The sequence below is a fragment of the Paenibacillus sp. FSL M7-1414 genome, assembly GCF_038003195.1.
GTDB lineage: Bacteria > Bacillota > Bacilli > Paenibacillales > Paenibacillaceae > Paenibacillus > Paenibacillus amylolyticus.
On sequence record NZ_JBBOOS010000001.1, the window covers coordinates 2,871,637 to 2,891,731 of the forward strand.

5 protein-coding genes and 2 pseudogenes are annotated in these 20,095 nt (G+C 51.1%); all 7 read left to right on the forward strand.

Annotation, left to right across the window (positions count from 1 at the left end):
* Window positions 1-16 precede the first annotated feature (16 nt).
* Complete coding sequence (locus MHH92_RS12920) at window positions 17-2,080, forward strand: methyltransferase (RefSeq protein ID WP_340904088.1); 2,064 nt, start codon at window positions 17-19, stop codon at window positions 2,078-2,080.
* Window positions 2,081-2,114: 34 nt separating this feature from the next.
* Window positions 2,115-4,901: pseudogene (locus tag MHH92_RS30575) on the forward strand (beta-ketoacyl synthase N-terminal-like domain-containing protein); the annotation flags it as partial.
* Window positions 4,902-5,052: 151 nt separating this feature from the next.
* Window positions 5,053-5,286 (forward strand): annotated as a pseudogene (locus MHH92_RS30580) (polyketide synthase dehydratase domain-containing protein); the annotation flags it as partial.
* Between the two features lie 152 nt (window positions 5,287-5,438).
* Window positions 5,439-10,484 carry an SDR family NAD(P)-dependent oxidoreductase gene (locus tag MHH92_RS12935; RefSeq protein ID WP_445744670.1) on the forward strand — a complete coding sequence of 1,682 codons (5,046 nt, stop codon included), beginning with the start codon at window positions 5,439-5,441 and terminating at the stop codon, window positions 10,482-10,484.
* A complete protein-coding gene (locus tag MHH92_RS12940; RefSeq protein WP_340904091.1) occupies window positions 10,430-12,721 on the forward strand; it encodes a beta-ketoacyl synthase N-terminal-like domain-containing protein in 2,292 nt (763 codons plus the stop codon). Before MHH92_RS12935 ends, MHH92_RS12940 begins: the two co-directional genes overlap by 55 nt.
* On the forward strand, window positions 12,606-14,129 hold the full coding sequence (locus MHH92_RS12945) for a CurL C-terminal domain-containing protein (protein WP_445744706.1): 1,524 nt from the start codon (window positions 12,606-12,608) through the stop codon (window positions 14,127-14,129). The genes MHH92_RS12940 and MHH92_RS12945 overlap by 116 nt, the downstream gene beginning before the upstream one ends.
* Window positions 14,110-20,085: a type I polyketide synthase gene (locus MHH92_RS12950; RefSeq protein WP_340904093.1), complete on the forward strand. Its 5,976-nt coding sequence runs from the start codon at window positions 14,110-14,112 to the stop codon at window positions 20,083-20,085. The genes MHH92_RS12945 and MHH92_RS12950 overlap by 20 nt, the downstream gene beginning before the upstream one ends.
* Window positions 20,086-20,095: the final 10 nt, after the last annotated feature.

A 20,095-nucleotide genomic window follows, 5' to 3' on the forward strand; every position in this document is an offset into this window, starting at 1 on the left:
CAGGGAGGTTAAAACAATGGATGATCAGGTGTATATTCCGATTACAAAACATATTCCCGAGGGACTTCGCAGTGAGACAGATCAGTTACACGGGTGGCTTGTCGCATTATTGTCAGCGGAATTAAAGGCAATGGGGTTATTTGAAAAAAGCTATTCCAACACCAGGGAATGGTTAGAGAAAAACGGGATACCCGTTTTGTTTCATCGCTGGATGGAAGAGACATTTGCTGTGTTAGCCAAAGAAGAGGGGAATAGCGCTGAGGGCAGGCAAACCGCTACTACCTTCGAGAATGTGTGGCAGAAATGGGATGAAGTTAAACAGCAATGGCTGCAAAAGGGCCACCTTCGATCTCAGGTCCTTTTGGCAGAAACGGCATTAAAACACCTGCCTGATATTCTTCGAGGCAACAAGCAGGCAACGGATGTTCTTTTCCCCAATTCAAGCATGACACTTGTCGAAGGCATATACCAAAACAATCCCATCGCCGACTATTTCAATGAGGTCATGGGATCGCAACTTATAACAATTATTGAAGAAAACATAAAAAAGAATGCAACCATCCGGTTGAGAATCATTGAATTTGGCGCGGGTACAGGCGGAACCAGTACCCCTGTCCTGGACAAGCTCAGACCGTATGCCCAGCACATTGAGGAATACTGTTATACGGATATCTCTTCCTCTTTTCTGTTGCAGGCAGAGCAGCGCTATGGGAATGAACACCCATATTTGACCTACAGAAAAATAGATGTGACCAAGCACCTGCAGGGTCAATCCATTAATGAAGCTGTCTATGATATAGCAATCGCGGCCAATGTGCTGCATGCTACACCTAATATTCGTCAAACCCTCAGACATATCAAGGCAGCGCTCAAAAAACAGGGGCATCTGCTCCTGAACGAGATAACCGATAATTCACTTTTTGCCCATATTACGTTTGGTTTGTTGGAGGGCTGGTGGTTATACGAAGATGAGGCACTGCGTATTCCGGGCTGCCCGGGACTTGCACCTAATACATGGAAAAAGGTGCTCGCCAAAGAGGGGTTCAGAAAGGTTCGTTTTCCGGCATTAAATGCTGAAGAGTGGGGGCAACAAATCGTTGTATCTCAAAGTGACGGGATCATTATACACGAAATAGAACAGAGCCCTGTATCTCATCCTGTACAGACACAAACAAAAGCGATTTCTGAGGTGGAGTGGAAGCCCAGTCCATTCTTGGTTACGGGGACTGGAAACATTCAGCCCACAGCAGATATTCCGGACCACCTGATCCGGGATCATATTATTACGGTCATCCGGGATAGCATAGAGACATCCTTGAAGATGAGCCAGGACCGGATCGATAATCATCAAAGTTTCTCTGAATATGGCGTCGATTCAATTGTTGCCGTGAATCTGGTCAATCTCATTAATGAGCAATGTGGAATAGTGATGCAGACTACAGTGCTGTTCGATCATAACACGGTCCATGCCTTAAGCAAGCACATGCTGGAGCAATATCGACAAGAGATTGTGGCGCACATGCTGCCTGCCCCGGCTGTTACATCTCCACAGAGGAAAGACGAACAAGCCATCATTATGGACATGAGCAACGATAATCATACGGCTGAGAAGTCTGCTGTGCATAGGAATGAGGATCGGTTGCCAGTTCGGGATGAGGGGACTAATCCTAATTCGACTTGGACAAGCACAAGGGTTGATAACGTAAAGCTGGGTTCCATTTCGGAAGGTGCATATTATCGATTGCTGCTGGAGAAACCTGGAGAACCGGAAGAGCTTCAACTGATTCGAGATCAATCGCGTTCACTCCAGCCAAACGAAGTACAAATTGCTGTGCATGCTTTTTCACTTAATTTTGGAGATCTGTTATGTGTAAGAGGGCTGTATCCAACCATGCCTCTTTATCCGTTTACCCCTGGCTTTGAAGTCAGCGGGGTTGTCGTTCAAACAGGTTCCAAGGTCACAGACCTTCGGTGCGGTGATGAAGTGGTGGGCGATGGGGGAGCAGATGGGTGGTCATGCCAATATGGTGATCTGTCCGGCAGCTCATGTTGTACCCAAACCGAAAAGATTAACATTTGAAGAAGCCTGCTCACTGCCGGCCGTCACTATGACCATGCTTGATGTGTTCCACAAAGCCAAACCGCAGCCAGGTGAAAAAATATTGATACAGACGGCGGCCGGAGGGACAGGTCTTATTGCCGTACAGCTGGCCCAGCACTATGGTCTGGAAATCTATGCCACAGCCGGTTCAGATGTGAAACTGAACTATCTGCAACTGCAGGGTGTGCACCATACCATTCAGTATGTGGAGCAGGATTTTGCCGAGGAGATTCACCGTCTTACGAACGGGCAAGGTGTAGATATGGTCATCAATACCTTATCGGGTGATGCGATTCAAAAGGGTATGGCTTGTCTTGCTCCAGGTGGCAGATATATTGAAATTGCCATGACTGCCCTCAAATCAGCCAAAAATATTGATTTATCCTTGTTATCGAACAATCAGGCATTCTTTTCGGTAGATTTGCGACGGATGGCCTTCCGTGATCCTTCTATAATTCGAACCTATATGAAGGAAATGGCGATCCTAATTGACCAGAACATCGTTCGTCCGACGATATATGCCACTTATCCTTTTCAGCAAGTGAAAGAAGCATATAAGGCTATGGGAAACCGCAGTAATATCGGCAAAATTGTGGTACATATCCCTGAAGAACAACGTTTTAAGCCGTATTCTGCTAAGCCATGGGAGCAAAACGTTGTGGTAGAAGAGGCCACAATGAATCAAGAAACACCGCACGTCCGGGAGGAAATAGCGATTATTGGAATCAGTGGCCGATTTGCACAAAGTCGCAATCCTGAGGAGTTATGGCAACATTTGCAAGCCGGGCATGATCTGATTGGAGAGGTAAAACGTTGGGATCTGGACGCTTATTACGCTGATCAGCAGTCCTATTGTCGACATGGCAGCTTTATAGAGGATTTTGATCGTTTCGATCCTTTATTTTTTAATATATCCGGCGTGGAAGCTACCTATATGGACCCGCAGCAGCGCATTTTTTGGAGGAGTCCTGGAAGGCGCTTGAAGATGCAGGTTATGCTGGCAAAAAGGCCGAGGGCCTTCAATGCGGCGTTTATGTAGGCTGCAGTGGTATGGATTATCAGAGCATTTTTGGACATGAGGGCCCCCGCAAGCTTTCTGGGGGAACGCCAATTCTATTGTGCCTGCTCGTATAGCCTATTACCTGAATCTGCATGGTCCGGCCATTACAGTGGATACGGCCTGTTCCAGTTCATTGGTAGCCATTCATCTGGCATGTCAGGGATTATGGTCAGGAGAGACCAATATGGCCGTTGCTGGAGGCGTATTCATCCAGTCCACCCATGGCTTTTACCTTGCCTCCAATCGAGCGGGAATGCTGTCTCCAACAGGACGGTGTCATACCTTTGATGAAGCGGCAGATGGTTTTGTTCCGGGAGAAGGTGCAGGGGTTGTTATCCTGAAAAGGCTCAGCGAGGCGCTGGATGACGGTGATCAGATTTACGGAGTCATTCGAGGGAGCGGAATAAACCAGGATGGGTCTACCAATGGAATTACTGCTCCCAGTGCGAAATCTCAGGAACGGCTTGAGCAGAACGTATATGAGACTTTCAATATTAATCCTGAACACATCCAGCTGGTCGAGGCTCATGGGACAGGCACCAGGCTGGGAGACCCGATTGAGTTCAATGCATTGACGCAGGCGTTCAGAAAACATACGGACCAAAAACAGTACTGTGCGATCGGCTCGGTAAAAAGCAATATCGGTCATACGGCCACGGCAGCCGGAGTAGCGGGGTTGTTTAAAATTATACTGGGGATGCGTCATCAAAAAATAGCCCCCTCCATTCATTTTCATCAACCCAACAGCCAGATTGCCTTAAATGACAGCCCGTTCTATATCCCTACAGCCACGATGGAATGGAAAGCCGGATCAAGTGGCAGAAGATGTGCTGCAATCAGTTCATTTGGTTTCAGTGGTACGAATGCCCATATGGTCATTGAGGAGGGACCGCTGCGATCCAGACCGTCAGAGCCGATGCCGGGATATTTGATTGCACTTTCAGCGCGTACCGCCGAACAATTGCGTCAGCAGGTAGAACAATTCACCGCCTACGGAAGACAATTGCCGGAACTGGATTGCGGTAACCTGAGCTACACCCTGTTATTGGGACGCAAACATATGGAATTCCGCCTAGCTTGTGTGGCCCGAAGTTTGAATGAAGCGATTACGTTACTTCAACGCTGGTTGGACAAGGGAAGTGCACCACAGGTTCGGGTTACACAAGGAACATCGGACACTTCACGTGAGCACTCCTCATTGCAGCGATATGGGAATGAATGTTTGCGGAGCTGCCGGAAGACGACACATGCAAGCGAATATTTGGAGCATCTGGGCACTGCGGCGGATCTGTATATCCAGGGATATGAACTTGATTATGATCTGTTGTTTGAGCGGGGTCGCTATCGGACCATTTCACTCCCTACCTATCCATTTGCCAAGGAGCGGTATTGGGTGGAGCCCGAAGAAATGAATTACTCAGCATTAGCAGAAAAACCAACAACGGTTAAGCCATTAAATGAAAGCATATTACTACACTCCATGCTGCATCACAACCGCTCAGATCTGTTGCGAGGCCAGTGGTACAGCAGTCAGTTCAATGGCCAAGAGCTTTTCCTGAACGATCATGTGGTGCAAGGGCACAAGCTGCTTCCGGCTGTTGTTCAGCTGGAAATGGCCCAGGCAGCAGCAGCACACGCAGCGAACTGGCCTCCGCGCACGCACAGTCTGCTGGTGCGCCATGTAATGTGGAGCAGACCACTCGTCGTTGGGGAGCAGCCTGTGGAGGTTCATCTTGCGCTTGAAGCCGAGGCCGATGGGAGCCTGTCCTATGAAATATCGGCAGCGTCATCCACCGAGTCTGCCATCGAGTCTGGGGAAGCGGTGTATAGTCAGGGCCGTGTGAGCATCGGACGCCCCCTCGCAGAAGCCGTGCAAAGTCTGGATTTGCAGGCTGTACGCAGCCGTTGTACGCAGGGACAGGCCAGCGGGGAAGTCTGTTATGAAACGTTCCGGAAGCTGGGCTTGGAGTACGGTCCGTCCCATCAGGCGATTGTCGAACTACACTGGGGGGCGGACGAGGCCTTGGCGCAGTTGTGTCTGCCACACGCCTTCTTCGAAGGGCAAGCGGACACCGTACTGCATCCGGGTATGGTGGATGGGGCCTTGCAAGCGACCATCGCCCTATTGGCAGGAGATCAGATCGCGGTAGCGATGAGGTCCACAGCTCTGGAGGGTGAAGAGGACGCGGCCCTTGGGAGCACAGTAGAACGGTATGGGAACCATTCGGCTTCCGCTCCGTTGCCTTTTGCGCTGGAGGAGGCGGAAGTGATGGCTCCTTGCCAAGCGCAAATGTGGGTGGTAGTGCGTGTTCGCCCCGACGCAGCGGCATCTTCCGCTGCGGAGGTGAAGTCCGCAAACTGGATCTGGAACTGTGCGATTCAGAGGGACAGGTTTGCATACGGCTGCGGGGGATCACCTCGCGTGTGCCGGACAGCCGGGGCCGGGAAGGCGTGCTGCTGGTGCAGCCCGAGTGGCAGGAACTGCCGCAGCGCTCTCTAACGCCTGCGGTTCCGTCGGTCGAACCTGCGGTGTTGCTATGTGATTGGGCCCCGCAAGATTTCGCGGATGCGGAGGTGTCCTGGGAGCAGATGACGTTAACGGGGTCGTTGGAGGCGCGGTACGGACAGGCTGTTGAGGCCATCCTGCATCACGTGCAGCAGCAACTTTCAAAACTTCAAAGCGGCCAAATGGCCTTGCAGGTTGTCGTGGCGGGAGATGAAGAAGGAAGACGGTTCGCTGGCCTGAGTGGGCTGCTGCGGACGGTGCGGCTGGAGTATCCGGGCTGTCTGGCACAGCTGGTCGAAGTCCAGCCAGAGACATCTGCCGCAATGTTGATCGAGCAGCTGCACCAGTGTGCGCTCCATGCGGAGGAAACTCACCTGCGTTGGGAAGCGGGTGAGCTGAAGCGAACGGGCTGGCAGGCGCTCAACGTGGACATGGATGAGAATGTGGATATGGATGAAAATTGGATTCGAAATGTACATGCGGAAACGGAGATGAAGCCGAAGACCGGGGTTCCGCTGTTGTCTCCCTGGAGGGACGAAGGCGTGTACGTCATTACAGGTGGAGCCGGTGGACTGGGGTGGATCTGGGCCCGGGAAATTGCAGCTCGAACAGAAGGCAGTACGCTCATTTTGACCGGCCGATCTCCGGCGATGCCAGAGACGGTACAGCGAGAGATGGCGCAGCTTCCTGCTCGGGTGCTTTATGAAACGGTGGACGTCACCAACAGAGAGGCGGTCGATGCACTGTTTCGGCGTCTTCGTCAGCAATACGGTCGGGTGAACGGGGTGCTGCATTGTGCCGGAGAGATCCGGGACAGTCTAATTCGGTACAAAACGGAACCCGACTGGCAGGCGGTGCTGGCCCCGAAAGTAAATGGCACACGGAACCTGGAAGAAGCGATCGGGACAGAGGCGCTGGATGTACTGCTGCTGTTCTCCTCCGGTGCAGCGGTGACGGGGAATGCAGGGCAGGGCGATTATGCCGCCGCGAATGGGTATATGGATGCGTATGCGGTGAGCCGAAATGCGCGGATGAAACGCGGGGAGTGTCAAGGGCGAACCTTATCCATCAACTGGCCGTTGTGGGAAGAAGGCGGGATGCGGCTGGAGGAAGAGGGGAAGGCGCGTCTGTGGAAACAGCATGGACTAAGACCGCTGGGAACCGCGTCGGGTGTGAAGGCGCTGTATCAGGCCTGGGCGAGTGGAAGCAGTCAGGTGGCGGTTGCGGAAGGCAATCTGTTGGCGCTGCGCAGAAGCCTGCTGGAGCCGATAGATTCGTGGTCAACTGAACCGATGAAGTCAGCAAACACTAACGTAAACACTAACGCTAACGGGCATGGATCTTCCCCGGAATCGTTATCAACCGAGCTTGGAGCGCCTCTGGCGGGAGGCATGGGCCAGCAGGAAGCTGTAGCTGTGCTCACGTTGGAAGTGGCCGCTTTGTTGAACGTGGGGGAGCAGGAGATTGATCCGGACATGGACTGGAGCGAATATGGTTTGGACCCGGTGCAATGGAGTGAGCTTTCCCGCAGACTGCTGACCCGGCATGGATGGGACATTTCCGCAGAGACACTGTTGGAACACTCGAACATGAGTCAAACGATCCGGCATGTTACCGGTCAGATCCACCCACTGGGGAAGGAGCGAATGGACCTGGATATGAATGAAGTGAAACATGACCTTGCGCAGAAGAATGATGCTGATTTGCGAGTGAAAACAGTTCAATTTCTGCAAGAGCGTTTAGCCCGTGTCATCGGACTTCCAAAATCAAGGATTGATGCAGATACAGCCATGGATCGATACGGCATAGATTCGCTGCTTATTATGCAGATGACTACCCATTTGGAAGAACAGTTTGGTCTCTTGCCCAAAACACTTTTTTTCGAGTATCAGACCCTTCGGGCTCTGAGCGAATATTTTCTTGAGCACCATCATGAACAACTGCGACTCATTGTAGGGGGAGAACGTCCTGAGGAGTCCGTTAGTATATCTCCGACCTCGGTTGCTGTACAAAAGCCAGAAATAGAGGACGTTAAATCCAAGGGCATTTTACGCCAAAAGAGGACGTTAAAGAATCAACAAGCTACTAATCCAGAGTCGAAGAACGCAGCACCAATGAATTCTTTGAATTCGATAAATTCAACTGAATCATTCATTCAGGTGCAAGAGAAAGAGGAGAAGCAGGACATCGCCATTATTGGTGTGGCGGGAAGGTATCCGGGAGCGCGGAATATCCATGAGTTTTGGGAGAATCTGCGCAGTGGAACGGACAGTATCACCGAAATCCCGCCAGAACGCTGGGATCAGGAGCAGGTGTATGATCCGGCGCCGGGTACGCCGGGCAAGACTTATGGACGCTGGGGCGGATTTCTGGACGGTGTGGACGAATTCGATCCGTTGTTCTTCCAGATCTCTCCCCGGGAAGCCGAGATGATGGACCCGCAGGAACGATTGTTCATGCAGTGTGTGTACGAGACACTGGAGGATGCGGGGTATACGCGGGAGCGTTTGGCTGCCGACATTGTAGGTGTATACGTAGGTGTGATGTACGAGGAATACCAGCTGTACGGGGCTGAGTCCTCAATTGCGCTCTCCGGTAATCCGGCGTCCATCGCCAACCGGGTGTCGTATTTCTGTAATTTCCGCGGACCGAGTCTGGCGGTGGATACGATGTGTTCGTCTTCGCTGACCTCCATTCATCTGGCGTGCCAGAGTTTAAGACAGAATGAGTGTCAGGTTGCAGTCGCAGGCGGGGTGAATGTGTCGGTTCACCCGAACAAATATATCATGTTGTCTCAAGGACGATTCCTGTCCAGCAAAGGCCGCTGTGAGAGCTTTGGTGAAGGGGGCGATGGGTATGTGCCGGGTGAAGGCGTCGGCGCGGTCCTGTTAAAACCGCTTGCACGAGCCGTTACAGACGGGGACCGGATTTACGGCGTGATCAAAGGGTCGGCCTTGAATCACGGTGGAAAAACGAACGGATATACCGTGCCGAATCCCAACGCTCAAGCGGACGTCATCGGCCGGGCCTTGCGTGAGGCGGGAGTTGACCCGCGGACGATCAGTTATGTGGAAGCCCATGGCACGGGTACGTCGCTCGGTGACCCCATCGAGATTGCGGGGTTGAGTAAAGCTTTTCAGCAAGAGCCATCGGAAGAAGCCTACTGTGCAATTGGCTCAGCGAAATCCAATATCGGACATGCAGAGAGCGCAGCAGGTATCGCGGGAGTCACCAAGGTGCTGCTGCAATTGCAGCATGGGGAGCTGGCGCCGTCCCTGCATGTGCAGCAGACGAACCCACATATTGACTTTAGTCAAACCCCATTCACGGTCCAGCGGGAGCTAGACGTTTGGGCACGACCAAGGGTGGACGGTCAGATCGTACCACGACGGGCGGGAATTTCCTCGTTCGGTGCAGGTGGAGCGAATGCTCATCTCATTTTGGAGGAATACCAGGAACCCGAACTGGTGCAAGAACAGGCAAACGAGCAAAACGAGAAAAGCGAGAAAAGCGAGAAAAATGAAGTTCCCGGGATGGTTGTGCTGTCGGCGAGAAACGAGGAACGACTGGTCGTTCAGGCACGTCAGCTGCGGGATGCACTTCGCATCGGGCAGAGCAGCTGGAGTGTAAGGGAGATCGCCTATACGCTGCAAACCGGACGTGAAGCAATGGAGGCTCGGTTGGGCGTGCTGGCGCAAACGGTGGATGAACTGGTCGCCAAGCTGGACAGCTATGTGGAACAAGCGGGTCAGACGGAACCGGTAGGCAAAGGAAGCCAGTACTATCAGGGTCATGAGAAGCAAGGGCAGGAGAATCCGGGCTGGTTAACAGATGAGGAAGACATGAAAGAGAATGTGAAACGCTGGCTGTCCCAGGGTCGTTATGAGCATGTACTGGACGCGTGGACACGTGGGGCAGTGATCCAGTGGATGGAGCTATTCGGGGAAAACAGACAGCAGCACCCGCGTCGAATCAGTTTGCCGTCCTATCCCTTTGCAAGAAATCGTTATTGGGCTCCAATGAAATTAAAGGAAGCATCGTCCAACTCCAACGTAATTGGAAATAATAGGACAGCCATGCTTCATCCACTTCTGCACAGCAATACTTCGGATCTTCATGAGCAGCGATACAGTTCACTCTTCACGTTGGACTCACCTATGTTTATGGAGATCCATGAAGAACAAGCAGCAAAATTATTGCCTGACTTACTTCATCTGGAGATCGCCTATGCGGCTCTGGATTTGGCGTTACCTGATCATCATGATCAAGAAGAATCTGAATTATCGATCCAGTTGCAGGATGTGGTATGGGACAGCTCTGTTTACGTGTCTGATCAGACACTTCCGTTACACATCTCATTGCAATGCGAACCACATTTAACAGTGGGATACGTCATATATGGTGAAAATGCAGGGGGACCCCAGCCCGTATACAGTAGCGGAATGGCCAAAAAGGTGGCTTTTGAGTTTACAGCATCAGATGCTCTGGAGATTGGCTCTGTCGATGTGCTCGACACTGTTGAGCTGGATTCGTCGATCACTGCTTTTGCGAACCATGCTTCAAAGCCACCCTTGTCCTCATCTCCTTATGCGGTAGAACGTATATATGCGGGGGAAGGTCATATCCTGATCAAGTTTGAACATGCAACGGATATGTTATCTGTACCACCGGTGTACAAACTGCCAGTATATGCAATTCAGCTTGCCGTTTATGGGGGCTGGGCTGGACGGGAATCGAAAATGAAGCAAAGCAGCAGTTGGATATGTCTGCTTCACGTCCTGTTTACATTCAATCCCTTCAAAGACTTGATGCAATAGGCGCATCAAACATTTCTTGGGCGAGAGTAGACAGAAGAGAACGGATGGACGGGGCGCCAGGGCTTGAAGTGTTGGACATTCGTTTGTATTCATCAGAAGGACGCGTAGTGTTAAAGATTCAGGGATTAGAAGCAGGATTTACAGCCATATCGCCAGAGGCAGAAAACGAAGGAATGGTGGTCCATTCGGATACTGCAACTACAGGTACAGGTGCATTTGCACTTGATTCTTCATTTAGTAAATCCGAGAAAGAAACCGTGATCCTCTCAAAAGAAGCTTCATCTGCTCCCATGGCTTCTCGCCGGAGACCGGAGCTTTTGGGCCTAACAACGTCGGAGTGTGTAAGATGGGAGTTAAGGGAACTGGCTGGGCAAACGTTGAAAATTCCAAGGGAACTGATTGATGGCAATGAAAATCTTGCGGAATATGGATTTGATTCCATTAGCCTGACTGAATACGCAACGGTTCTTAATCAGCATTTTGGAGTGGATCTGGCACCATCCATATTTTTCGATCACACCACACTCTATGAATTGGCTCATTATCTGGAGCGAGAATTCGCGCAGGCCATCACGGATCAATATGCAGATCACGAAATTCAAACGGAAGAAAAACATACAGAGCAAGCTGCACCGATTATAAGCAAAGCGGCACAGCATCGTGCCAAAGCCCGAAAGCCTAAGGCCCAAAGACAAGCATCTGGCAAGTACTGGCGTTTGGGAGATACACGTCGAATGCAAACGGCCGATGAACCTGTTGCCATTATTGGCATCAGCGGACGATTTCCCGAAGCGCGCAATGTAGATGAGATGTGGTCGATTCTCGTAAATGGGCAAACGGCTGTTAAGACCGTTCCCTCGGATCGATTCACCAGCAGTAAAAAGGATGCCACCTGGAAATGTGGTCTTGTACCAGGGGTACGGGAGTTTGACCCACGGTTCTTTGAAATTTCTCCTCGTGAAGCCGAGAGCATGGACCCGCGTCAGCGATTGCTGTTACAGGAATCCTGGAGAGCGCTTGAAGATGCCGCTTATGGTAAAAGACAGCTTTCCTCCGGTCGGGTCGGTATGTTTGTCGGGGTGGAGAACAATGAGTATTTGCAATTTGTTGGTCTGGACGGTCCGCTTACATCCAATCACAATGCCATTCTGGCCGCTAGATTAGCCTATTTACTGGACCTGAATGGTCCCAATATGGCGATTAATACCGCTTGCTCTTCGGGGCTGGCGGCTGTTCATCAAGCCTGTGCCAGCCTGCGAGCCGGAGAGTGCGACACGGCTCTTGCGGCAGGGGTGAGCCTGCTGCTTACCGAGCAGGGATTCGAAGCGATGTCCCAGGCGGGCATGCTGTCCGAGGACGGACGCTGTTATGCGTTTGACCAACGTGCCAATGGCATGGTTCCGGGAGAAGCGATAGCGGTTGTTGTATTAAAGACCTTATCACAGGCTGAGGCGGATGGAGACTCGATCTACGGGGTCATTCGGGGCAGCGGCATGAACTATGATGGCAAAACGAATGGAATCACCGCGCCGAGTGGTGTGGCACAGACAGCACTGATGAATGAGGTGTATACCCGGTACGGCATTCGGGCGGAGAACATACAGTACATTGTGACCCACGGGACGGGAACACGTCTCGGAGACCCAGTCGAAATCAATGCTTTGCAGGAAGCCTACAAATCAAGAAATATGGAGCCAGGCTCTTGTGCGCTGACGTCGGTAAAAACGAATTTGGGTCATACCCTCGCCGCTTCGGGAGTGGTGAGCCTGATTAGCCTGGTACAGGCGATGCGTCATGAGACGATCCCGGCAAGTCTGCACTGTGAAGAGGAAAGTGAATATATCCGGTGGTCGGAGGGGCCGTTTTATGTGAACAAAAGCAATCGGTCTTGGCCACGAACGGAGCAGGCGAGGTTGGGTGCGGTAAGTGCCTTTGGCATGAGTGGAACCAACGTGCATGTCGTGGTGGAAAGTTATGAAGGCAGCAGGCAAAAACAAATGGCTGGAAATGCAGCGCCTTATTATTTGCTGGCACTGTCGGCCAAAACGGAAGCAGCACTACAACGCGGTGGAGGACATGATCGCTGTACTGGAACGGGAAGAGATGCCGGATCTGGCGGCAATGAGCTATACGCTACTGGAGGGACGGCAGCATTTCCGTCACCGCTGTGCGGTAGTTGTACAGTCCAGGGCGGATGCCGTGCATGTCTGGAAACAGTTCGATACGAAAGAAAATAACGGGAAGATGTTTCGCGGGACAGTGGGCCGGGAGTTCATTGAACAGCGCATTGTCCGGGAACACGGTCATGAGCTATTACATCAACTTCAGCATGAAACTCAAGCACCCTCAACCGGGGCATACCGTGACATTCTTCATGTCCTGGCTGATTTATACTGCCAGGGTTACGCGCTGGATTGGGTGAACATGTACGGCGAGGCTGCTCCTGGACGTATTCATCTGCCTTCTTATCCGTTTGCTCAGGAAGAATACTGGGTGACCCGGTCATCCACTGCAACAGTCCAGATGAACGAGCAGCATCATACAGCAAAGCTTCATCCGCTTGTACACCGGAATACGTCAACGCTGCGCGAACAGCGGTATAGCTCTATTTTTACACTGGAAGATCCGTTACTGCATGACCCTATGGAATCGGGTTACAAATGTCTGCCGGATTCAGCCCATGTGGAGATGGTCCGGGCTGCTGCGCAATATGCGTTAAAGGGAGCGGGCGAGATGAACCAGGCTCCGGTCCGGATGAAGCTGATCGACCATCAATGGGTCAATCCAGTTGTGGTGACAGAGCAGGCGCTGGAGGTTCATGTGGCTATTATTCAACAGTCAGATCAATCCTTAATCTATGAGATATTCAGTGAAAGAGCTGAGGGCGATGAAGAGTTATGGAGCAGGGGTCGCATCGAGTATGAACTTCTGGAATTCGTGAGGCCCCCAATGGATGTGCAGTCCATTACCGAAAGATGTACACAGGTGGAGCTTGGGAGCCCATCTTCAGAAGGTATATGCTCATCCATTGTTTGTTGTTATACCGGAGAGAATGAAGTGTTAATAAAGCTTTCAACTGAAAGCAATGATCAGGATCGGGCTTTGTTGATTACACCGAAGTCGCTGACTGAAGCCGTATCATTGGCGGCAAACATCTTTCAGACAAGACCGGGAGCAGATTATCGTAATAAAACGATACCAGCAAGTGAGGTAGGCGAGTCGAGTGCACATGAGATAGGCGACTCGCATGCACATGAGGTACAGAGTCAAAGACATACCTGGCTTTCCATGGAGTCTATGGAATTTTCGGCAGATCACTTGCAACATCCGCTGTGGATGTGGATCAGGGAGTTGGATTCCGGGCTGGATGTTACTTTCTGTGATGAGAAAGAACAGGTAGTTGCACACATGGCGGGATTACAGGTCCAAAAGAATTTGATGACAAAAGATGTGCCGGAGGACATGGAAAGAAAGGAGATAGAACGTGAGGTCGCTGATGATAGCCTTCTGATGGCTTTTGAGGAAATATGGGAAGAATCGGAGCCAGAACTTCATCATGAAGAGAACCCAGACCATATTATGTGTACTTTCCCGTCAGGACAATCAGGAGAGGTTCGTTTCACTGATGAAACATCACAGCCCTGAGATCCGGCTGGTCTTCATCGATCCGGGAATGTGGGAAAAAGAGACGGACCTTGATCATCAAGCGAAGTACAGGGAAGCGCTTCAGGAGATCAGCCAGCAATATGGGAACGTGGATACTGTACTATATTTGTCGGCACTGGAGGAGCCACTACTGCTGCAAGACACGAAGCCGATTTTACTTTTGCTTCAGGCCTTGGCAGTAGAGAAGATCAAGCCTGGCCGAATTCTGCTCGCCGGGGAATACAGAACAGGAATCGAACGTTGTTACCTGGATGCATGGATTGGTTTTGAGCGTTCACTTGGGCTCGTGATGCCCCATACGAAATTACAGGTGATCAGCAGTGATGTGCAATCCATAAACGAAGTGAACTGGCAATGGTGGAGTGAGCGGCTGTGGCGAGAATTAAGATCGAACCAGCGATGCAGCGTACGTTATGAGCATCATCAGCGCAAAGTAAGCCGTATCAGATCAATCCCACCTGTCGAGCATTACAAACAGGGAACAGAATACGTGTTGCCAGGAAAGACATATTTGATTACAGGCGGATTGGGAGGAATTGGCCTCGCTTTTGCCAGATCATGGGCTCCGCTGGGAGTAAATCTGGTGTTGATGGGCCGATCTTCCCTGGATTCTGTGAAACAGCAAAGAATTGATGAGTTGACCGAGGCGGGCAGTCAGGTTATGTATGTTCAGGCTGATGTTGCTGTATTAGAACAAGTCGAAGAAGCGGTGCGAACAGTTAAACGAAAATTCGGCGAAATTCACGGACTGATCCACGCCGCCGGGATTGAAAGTCGGGTAAGTGTGCTGGATAAATCAACAGCAGATTTTGAGCGTGTGCTTGCTCCCAAAATCCAAGGAACAATGGCATTGGACAAGGCGCTTGGTAACGAACCGCTGGAGTTCCGCAGTTATTTCTCTTCCTCATCGGCTATTTTGGGAGACTTCGGTTCCTGTGATTATGCTGTGGCGAATCGATTCCAGATGGCCTATGCCCAAGAACAGCATCGCACGGGTCCTATTCACACGGTATCCATCAACTGGCCGCTTTGGAGAGAGGGCGGAATGGGCACAGGCGAAAAGAATGCTTCGGCCATGTATCTCAAAACCAGCGGTCAACGTTTTCTGGAAAAAGACGAAGGGGTGGCATTATTTCCAAAAATTCTAAATGAACCTTACGCTCACCAACTCGTTATGGCGGGGAAACCGGAACGCATACATCGTTTTCTGGGTGTTGAATTCACACCTGATGAAGCTGTCAGCATACCTCAGTCTTCACATGGAGTCAGGAATCCGGTTTTGAATCCTGCGAATCGTACGAATCCTGCGGTGAAGTGGCGTGTGCGTGTGGAGTTGCGTGGCAAAACGGTGGCTGAATGCACACAATGGGAGCTTGGAGAAATAGCAAGCGAGCTGTTAAAGATACCTCATGAAGAATTGGACCCTCATGCCAATCTTGCGGAGTTTGGATTTGATTCCATCAGCTTGACGGAGTATGCAGCACGGTTAAGCCATCATTACGGAGTGGAACTGACACCATCCATTTTCTTTGGACATTCTACACTGAAGGGATTGGCTGAATATCTGGAAAACGAGCATCGGGATGTTTTAATTGGCATGTACGAAGAAAGGGAGGCCGTGACCGACATGAAATCCGATGTCGCGGACCGAGGTTACCGATCCGGACGTTCCGGAAGATGGGCTGGCGGCAAATCCTTCCCTGCATCCGATCTTCGCCCAACTGCACGTAATCTGGACAAAATGGATCAATTCACGGAACCTGTTGCCATTATTGGTATTAGCGGACGTTTCCCCGAAGCACGAGATGTGGACGAGATGTGGTCCATGATCAGTCAGGGTCAGGAAGCGATAAAAAGGGCACCGGAGGACCGGTTTTCCACCCACAATGGGCGTGAACCTTGGAAATGCGGTCTTGTGCCAGGGGTACGGGAGTTTGATCCACGCTTCTTCGAAATTTCTCCGCGTGAAGCCGAGAGCATGGACCCGCGTCAGCGATTGCTGTTACAGGAATCCTGGAGAGCGCTTGAAGATGCCGCTTATGGTAAAAGACAGCTTTCCTCCGGCCGGGTCGGTATGTTTGTCGGGGTGGAGAATAACGAGTATTTGCAAGTTGTCGGTCTGGACGGGCCGCTTACATCCAACCACAATGCCATTCTGGCCGCCAGATTAGCCTATCTGCTGGACCTGAATGGTCCCAATATGGCGATTAATACGGCTTGTTCTTCGGGGCTGGCGGCTGTTCATCAAGCCTGTGCCAGCCTGCGAGCCGGAGAGTGCGACACGGCTCTTGCGGCAGGGGTGAGCCTGCTGCTTACCGAGCAGGGACTCGAAGCGATGTCCCAGGCGGGCATGCTGTCTGAGAATGGGCGCTGTTATGCGTTTGACCAACGTGCCAATGGCATGGTTCCGGGAGAAGCGATAGCGGTTGTTGTATTAAAGACCTTATCGCAGGCCGAGGCGGATGGGGATTCGATCTACGGGGTCATTCGGGGCAGCGGCATGAACTACGATGGCAAAACGAATGGAATCACCGCGCCGAGTGGTGTAGCACAGACAGCACTGATGAATGAGGTGTATACCCGGTACGGCATTCGGGCGGAGAACATGCAGTACATTGTGACCCACGGGACGGGAACACGTCTTGGAGACCCGGTTGAAATCAATGCTTTGCAGGAAGCCTACAAATCAAGAAATATGGAGCCAGGCTCCTGTGCGCTGACGTCGGTAAAAACGAATTTGGGTCATACCCTCGCCGCTTCGGGAGTGGTGAGTTTGATCAGTCTGGTACAGGCGATGCGTCATGAGACGATCCCGGCAAGTCTGCACTGTGAAGAGGAAAGTGAATATATCCGGTGGTCGGAGGGGCCGTTTTATGTGAACAAAAGCAATCGGCCTTGGCCACGAACAGAGCAGGCGAGACTGGGAGCGGTAAGTGCCTTTGGTATGAGTGGGACCAACGTGCATGTCGTGGTGGAAAGTTATGAAGGCAGCGGGCAAAAACGAACGGCTGGTTATGCGTCACCTTATTATTTGCTGGCGTTGTCAGCCAAAACAGAAGAGGCACTACAGCGCAAGGTAGAAGATATGATTACCGCACTGGAGCGGGAAGAAGAGCCGGATCTGACGGCAATCAGCTACACGCTGCTGGAGGGACGACAGCATTTCCGACACCGTTGTGCGGTGGTTGTGCAGTCCAGGGAAGATGCCGTATACATGTTGAAACAACGGGGGCAATCCAAGTCAGGGGGTTTGTTTGAGGGCGTGGTGCCAAGAAGGTTTACTGGACAAAAGCTGTTACAGGAGCATGGGGACGAATGGATTATCAAAAGCACCGAAAGAAGTCTGTCCTCGGAGAAACAGAGGGATATACTCCATGTGCTGGCTGATCTGTATGCCCAGGGCTATGATCTGAACTGGGGACAGATGTATGGCGATGTAACACCATTACGCATCAGCCTGCCAACGTATCCTTTTGCCCGAGAGGAATATTGGATGGCGTCAAAGGAAAGGGAGCAAAGGGAAGAGCAGCCATCGCGGGAGCACTTATGGACTTCTCTTCACCCCCTGGTGCAACAAAATACGTCTGATTTCACTGAGCAAAGGTTCAGCTCGGTTTTCAATGGAAGAGAATTTTTCCTTAAGGATCACATTATCCATGGAGTCTCCGTACTTCCCGGGGTGGCCCAATTGGAGATGGCCCGGGCTGCATTGCAGCTTACCGCTGCCGGAACAAGACCTGTTTTTCTGCAAAATGTGGTGTGGATCAGTCCGGTTGTCATGGACGGAGATGCAGCAATTCATAACAGCATTCAGGTAGGAATCGGATTACATCCTGTCACAGAGAATCCTCAACTTATAAGTTATGAGATATACCGACAAGGCCAGCAGGCTGAGGGGAAACGTCATGTATACAGTCAAGGACAGCTGGGATGGAATGAAAAGACTGAATCGGCTCCAATTCATGATCTGAACGAACTCATGGCTGCATGCAGCCGATCGACCTGGACGGGTGAAGATTGTTACAAGGCATTTAGGCAAGCTGGTATCCAGTACGGACCTGCATTTGAGGGAATACAGCAAATGTTCATCGGTGAAAGGGAAGTTTTGGCCCAACTGAAGCTGCCTGAGCATTTGTTGCCGGAAATGAACTCATATGTCCTCCATCCCTGTATATTGGACTCCGCGTTGCAGGCCTCTATTGGCATGATGCTGGAGCATCCTGATGTGGATGGGAAAAAGGCGGGACATGGTTCAGGTGGACCACAGCCTTCGGTTCCTTTTGCGTTAAAGAAAGTCCAGATCTATAAAGATTGTGCTCAGGACATGTGGTCATGGGTGCGCTACAGTTCCGGTTCGGATGGGAAAGGAATGACGTTTGACATTGATTTGTTTGATCAAAAAGGAAATGTCTGTGTTCGTTTAATTGGCTTTTCCTCCAGAGAGCTTCCCGATCCAGAATCCACAGCGCCAGATGCTGACACACCCGCTGAGTCTGAAATGCTGCTGTTAAAGCCGTACTGGCGGGAGATGGAGGTGGAAGGAGCAGGTCGGAGCCGGAAGACTCCAGATGCTGAGCATATCGTTATTTTATGTGGTGCATTCGCTTGCAGGTTGAGTGAGATGGAGCTTGAATTTCCGTCAGCATCGTTTATACCGATTGGGTTGGATCAGGGAATGGCCACAGCCGAAAGTTGGTTTGAGGATGGTGCCTTGCAGGTGTTTGGCAAACTTCAAACGATACTGTCCAGAGAATCGAATAAACCGCGAATTATACAGGCCGTTGTGCCTAATGATGGAGAGCAGCGTTTGTATGCTGCGCTGTCGGGTATGTTGCAAAGTATTAAACTCGAATATCCGGCTGTTGCAGGACAGTTGATCGAAATGGACGAACAGTTGGACAACGCAGATATTTTACAGCTATTGAAGTTGGACGTTTGCGAGCCTAAAGATAACTGGATTCGTTATACGGGTCGTCGACGGGAATTGGCAGACTGGCAAGAGATTGATCCGTCCACTGTTCTTGAACAACGGTTTTGGCGTGATCATGGTGTTTACCTCATTACAGGCGGTATGGGAGGGCTTGGACTTGTATTTGCGCAAGAGATCGCTACTCAGGCCAAGCATCCAACGCTTGTTCTCGTGGGCAGATCACCGATGGACGGCCTGATGGAACAATCCCTTGAAGTATTGCGAGAGCAGGGAGCACGGGTGGACTATTTGCAGGTTGATGTAGCGGATGGTGAAGCCGTGGAGAACCTTGTTGATAGCATCAAACAAGTCTATGGCGCTATCCACGGCGTTATTCATGGAGCAGGATTAATCAGAGACAGTTTGTTTCTTGCCAAGACAGAGGAAGAATGGCGTGAGGTTATGAAACCCAAAGTGGCGGGCACTATACACCTGGATCGTTCTACACAGCAGGAAGCATTGGATTTCTTCATTCTGTTCTCCTCTGGAACTGCCGTGCTCGGCAATATGGGGCAGAGTGATTACGCTACAGCCAATGCATTCATGGACATATACGCAACATACCGGGAAACGATGGTGAGTCAGGGCAAACGAAGCGGCAGGACACTGTCCGTAAACTGGCCATTATGGGAAAATGGCGGCATGAAGGTGAACTCATCTGTCAAACAAATGATGTGGCGGCAAATGGGAATGAAACCCCTGCATTCGAATCAGGGAATAAAGGCATTAACCCTTGCACTATCATCCGGTTCTTCCAGAGTGATGGTCATGGCAGGGAACCCTGAACGAATTCGGGACAAGATCAGAACTGTAAAATCACAAACACTAGATATTTCCTCTCCAATGTATACAGCTTCTCCCAAAGGGGATAAGCCCAGGGACGACCTCTATTCGGAACTAGTTAATCGTGTTCTGGACGGGGAACTAACGGAGTCACAATTTGTTGAAGCGTTCATGAAGGAATAGGAGTGATCGG

Excerpts from the sequence above, each read along its gene's own strand:
- MHH92_RS12920 (WP_340904088.1), top strand. The coding sequence starts at position 17 with ATGGATGATCAGGTGTATATTCCGATTACAAAACATATTCCCGAGGGA.
- MHH92_RS12940 (WP_340904091.1), top strand. The coding sequence starts at position 10,430 with ATGTCTGCTTCACGTCCTGTTTACATTCAATCCCTTCAAAGACTTGAT.
- MHH92_RS12945 (WP_445744706.1), top strand. The coding sequence starts at position 12,606 with ATGAGCTATACGCTACTGGAGGGACGGCAGCATTTCCGTCACCGCTGT.
- MHH92_RS12950 (WP_340904093.1), top strand. The coding sequence starts at position 14,110 with ATGAAACATCACAGCCCTGAGATCCGGCTGGTCTTCATCGATCCGGGA.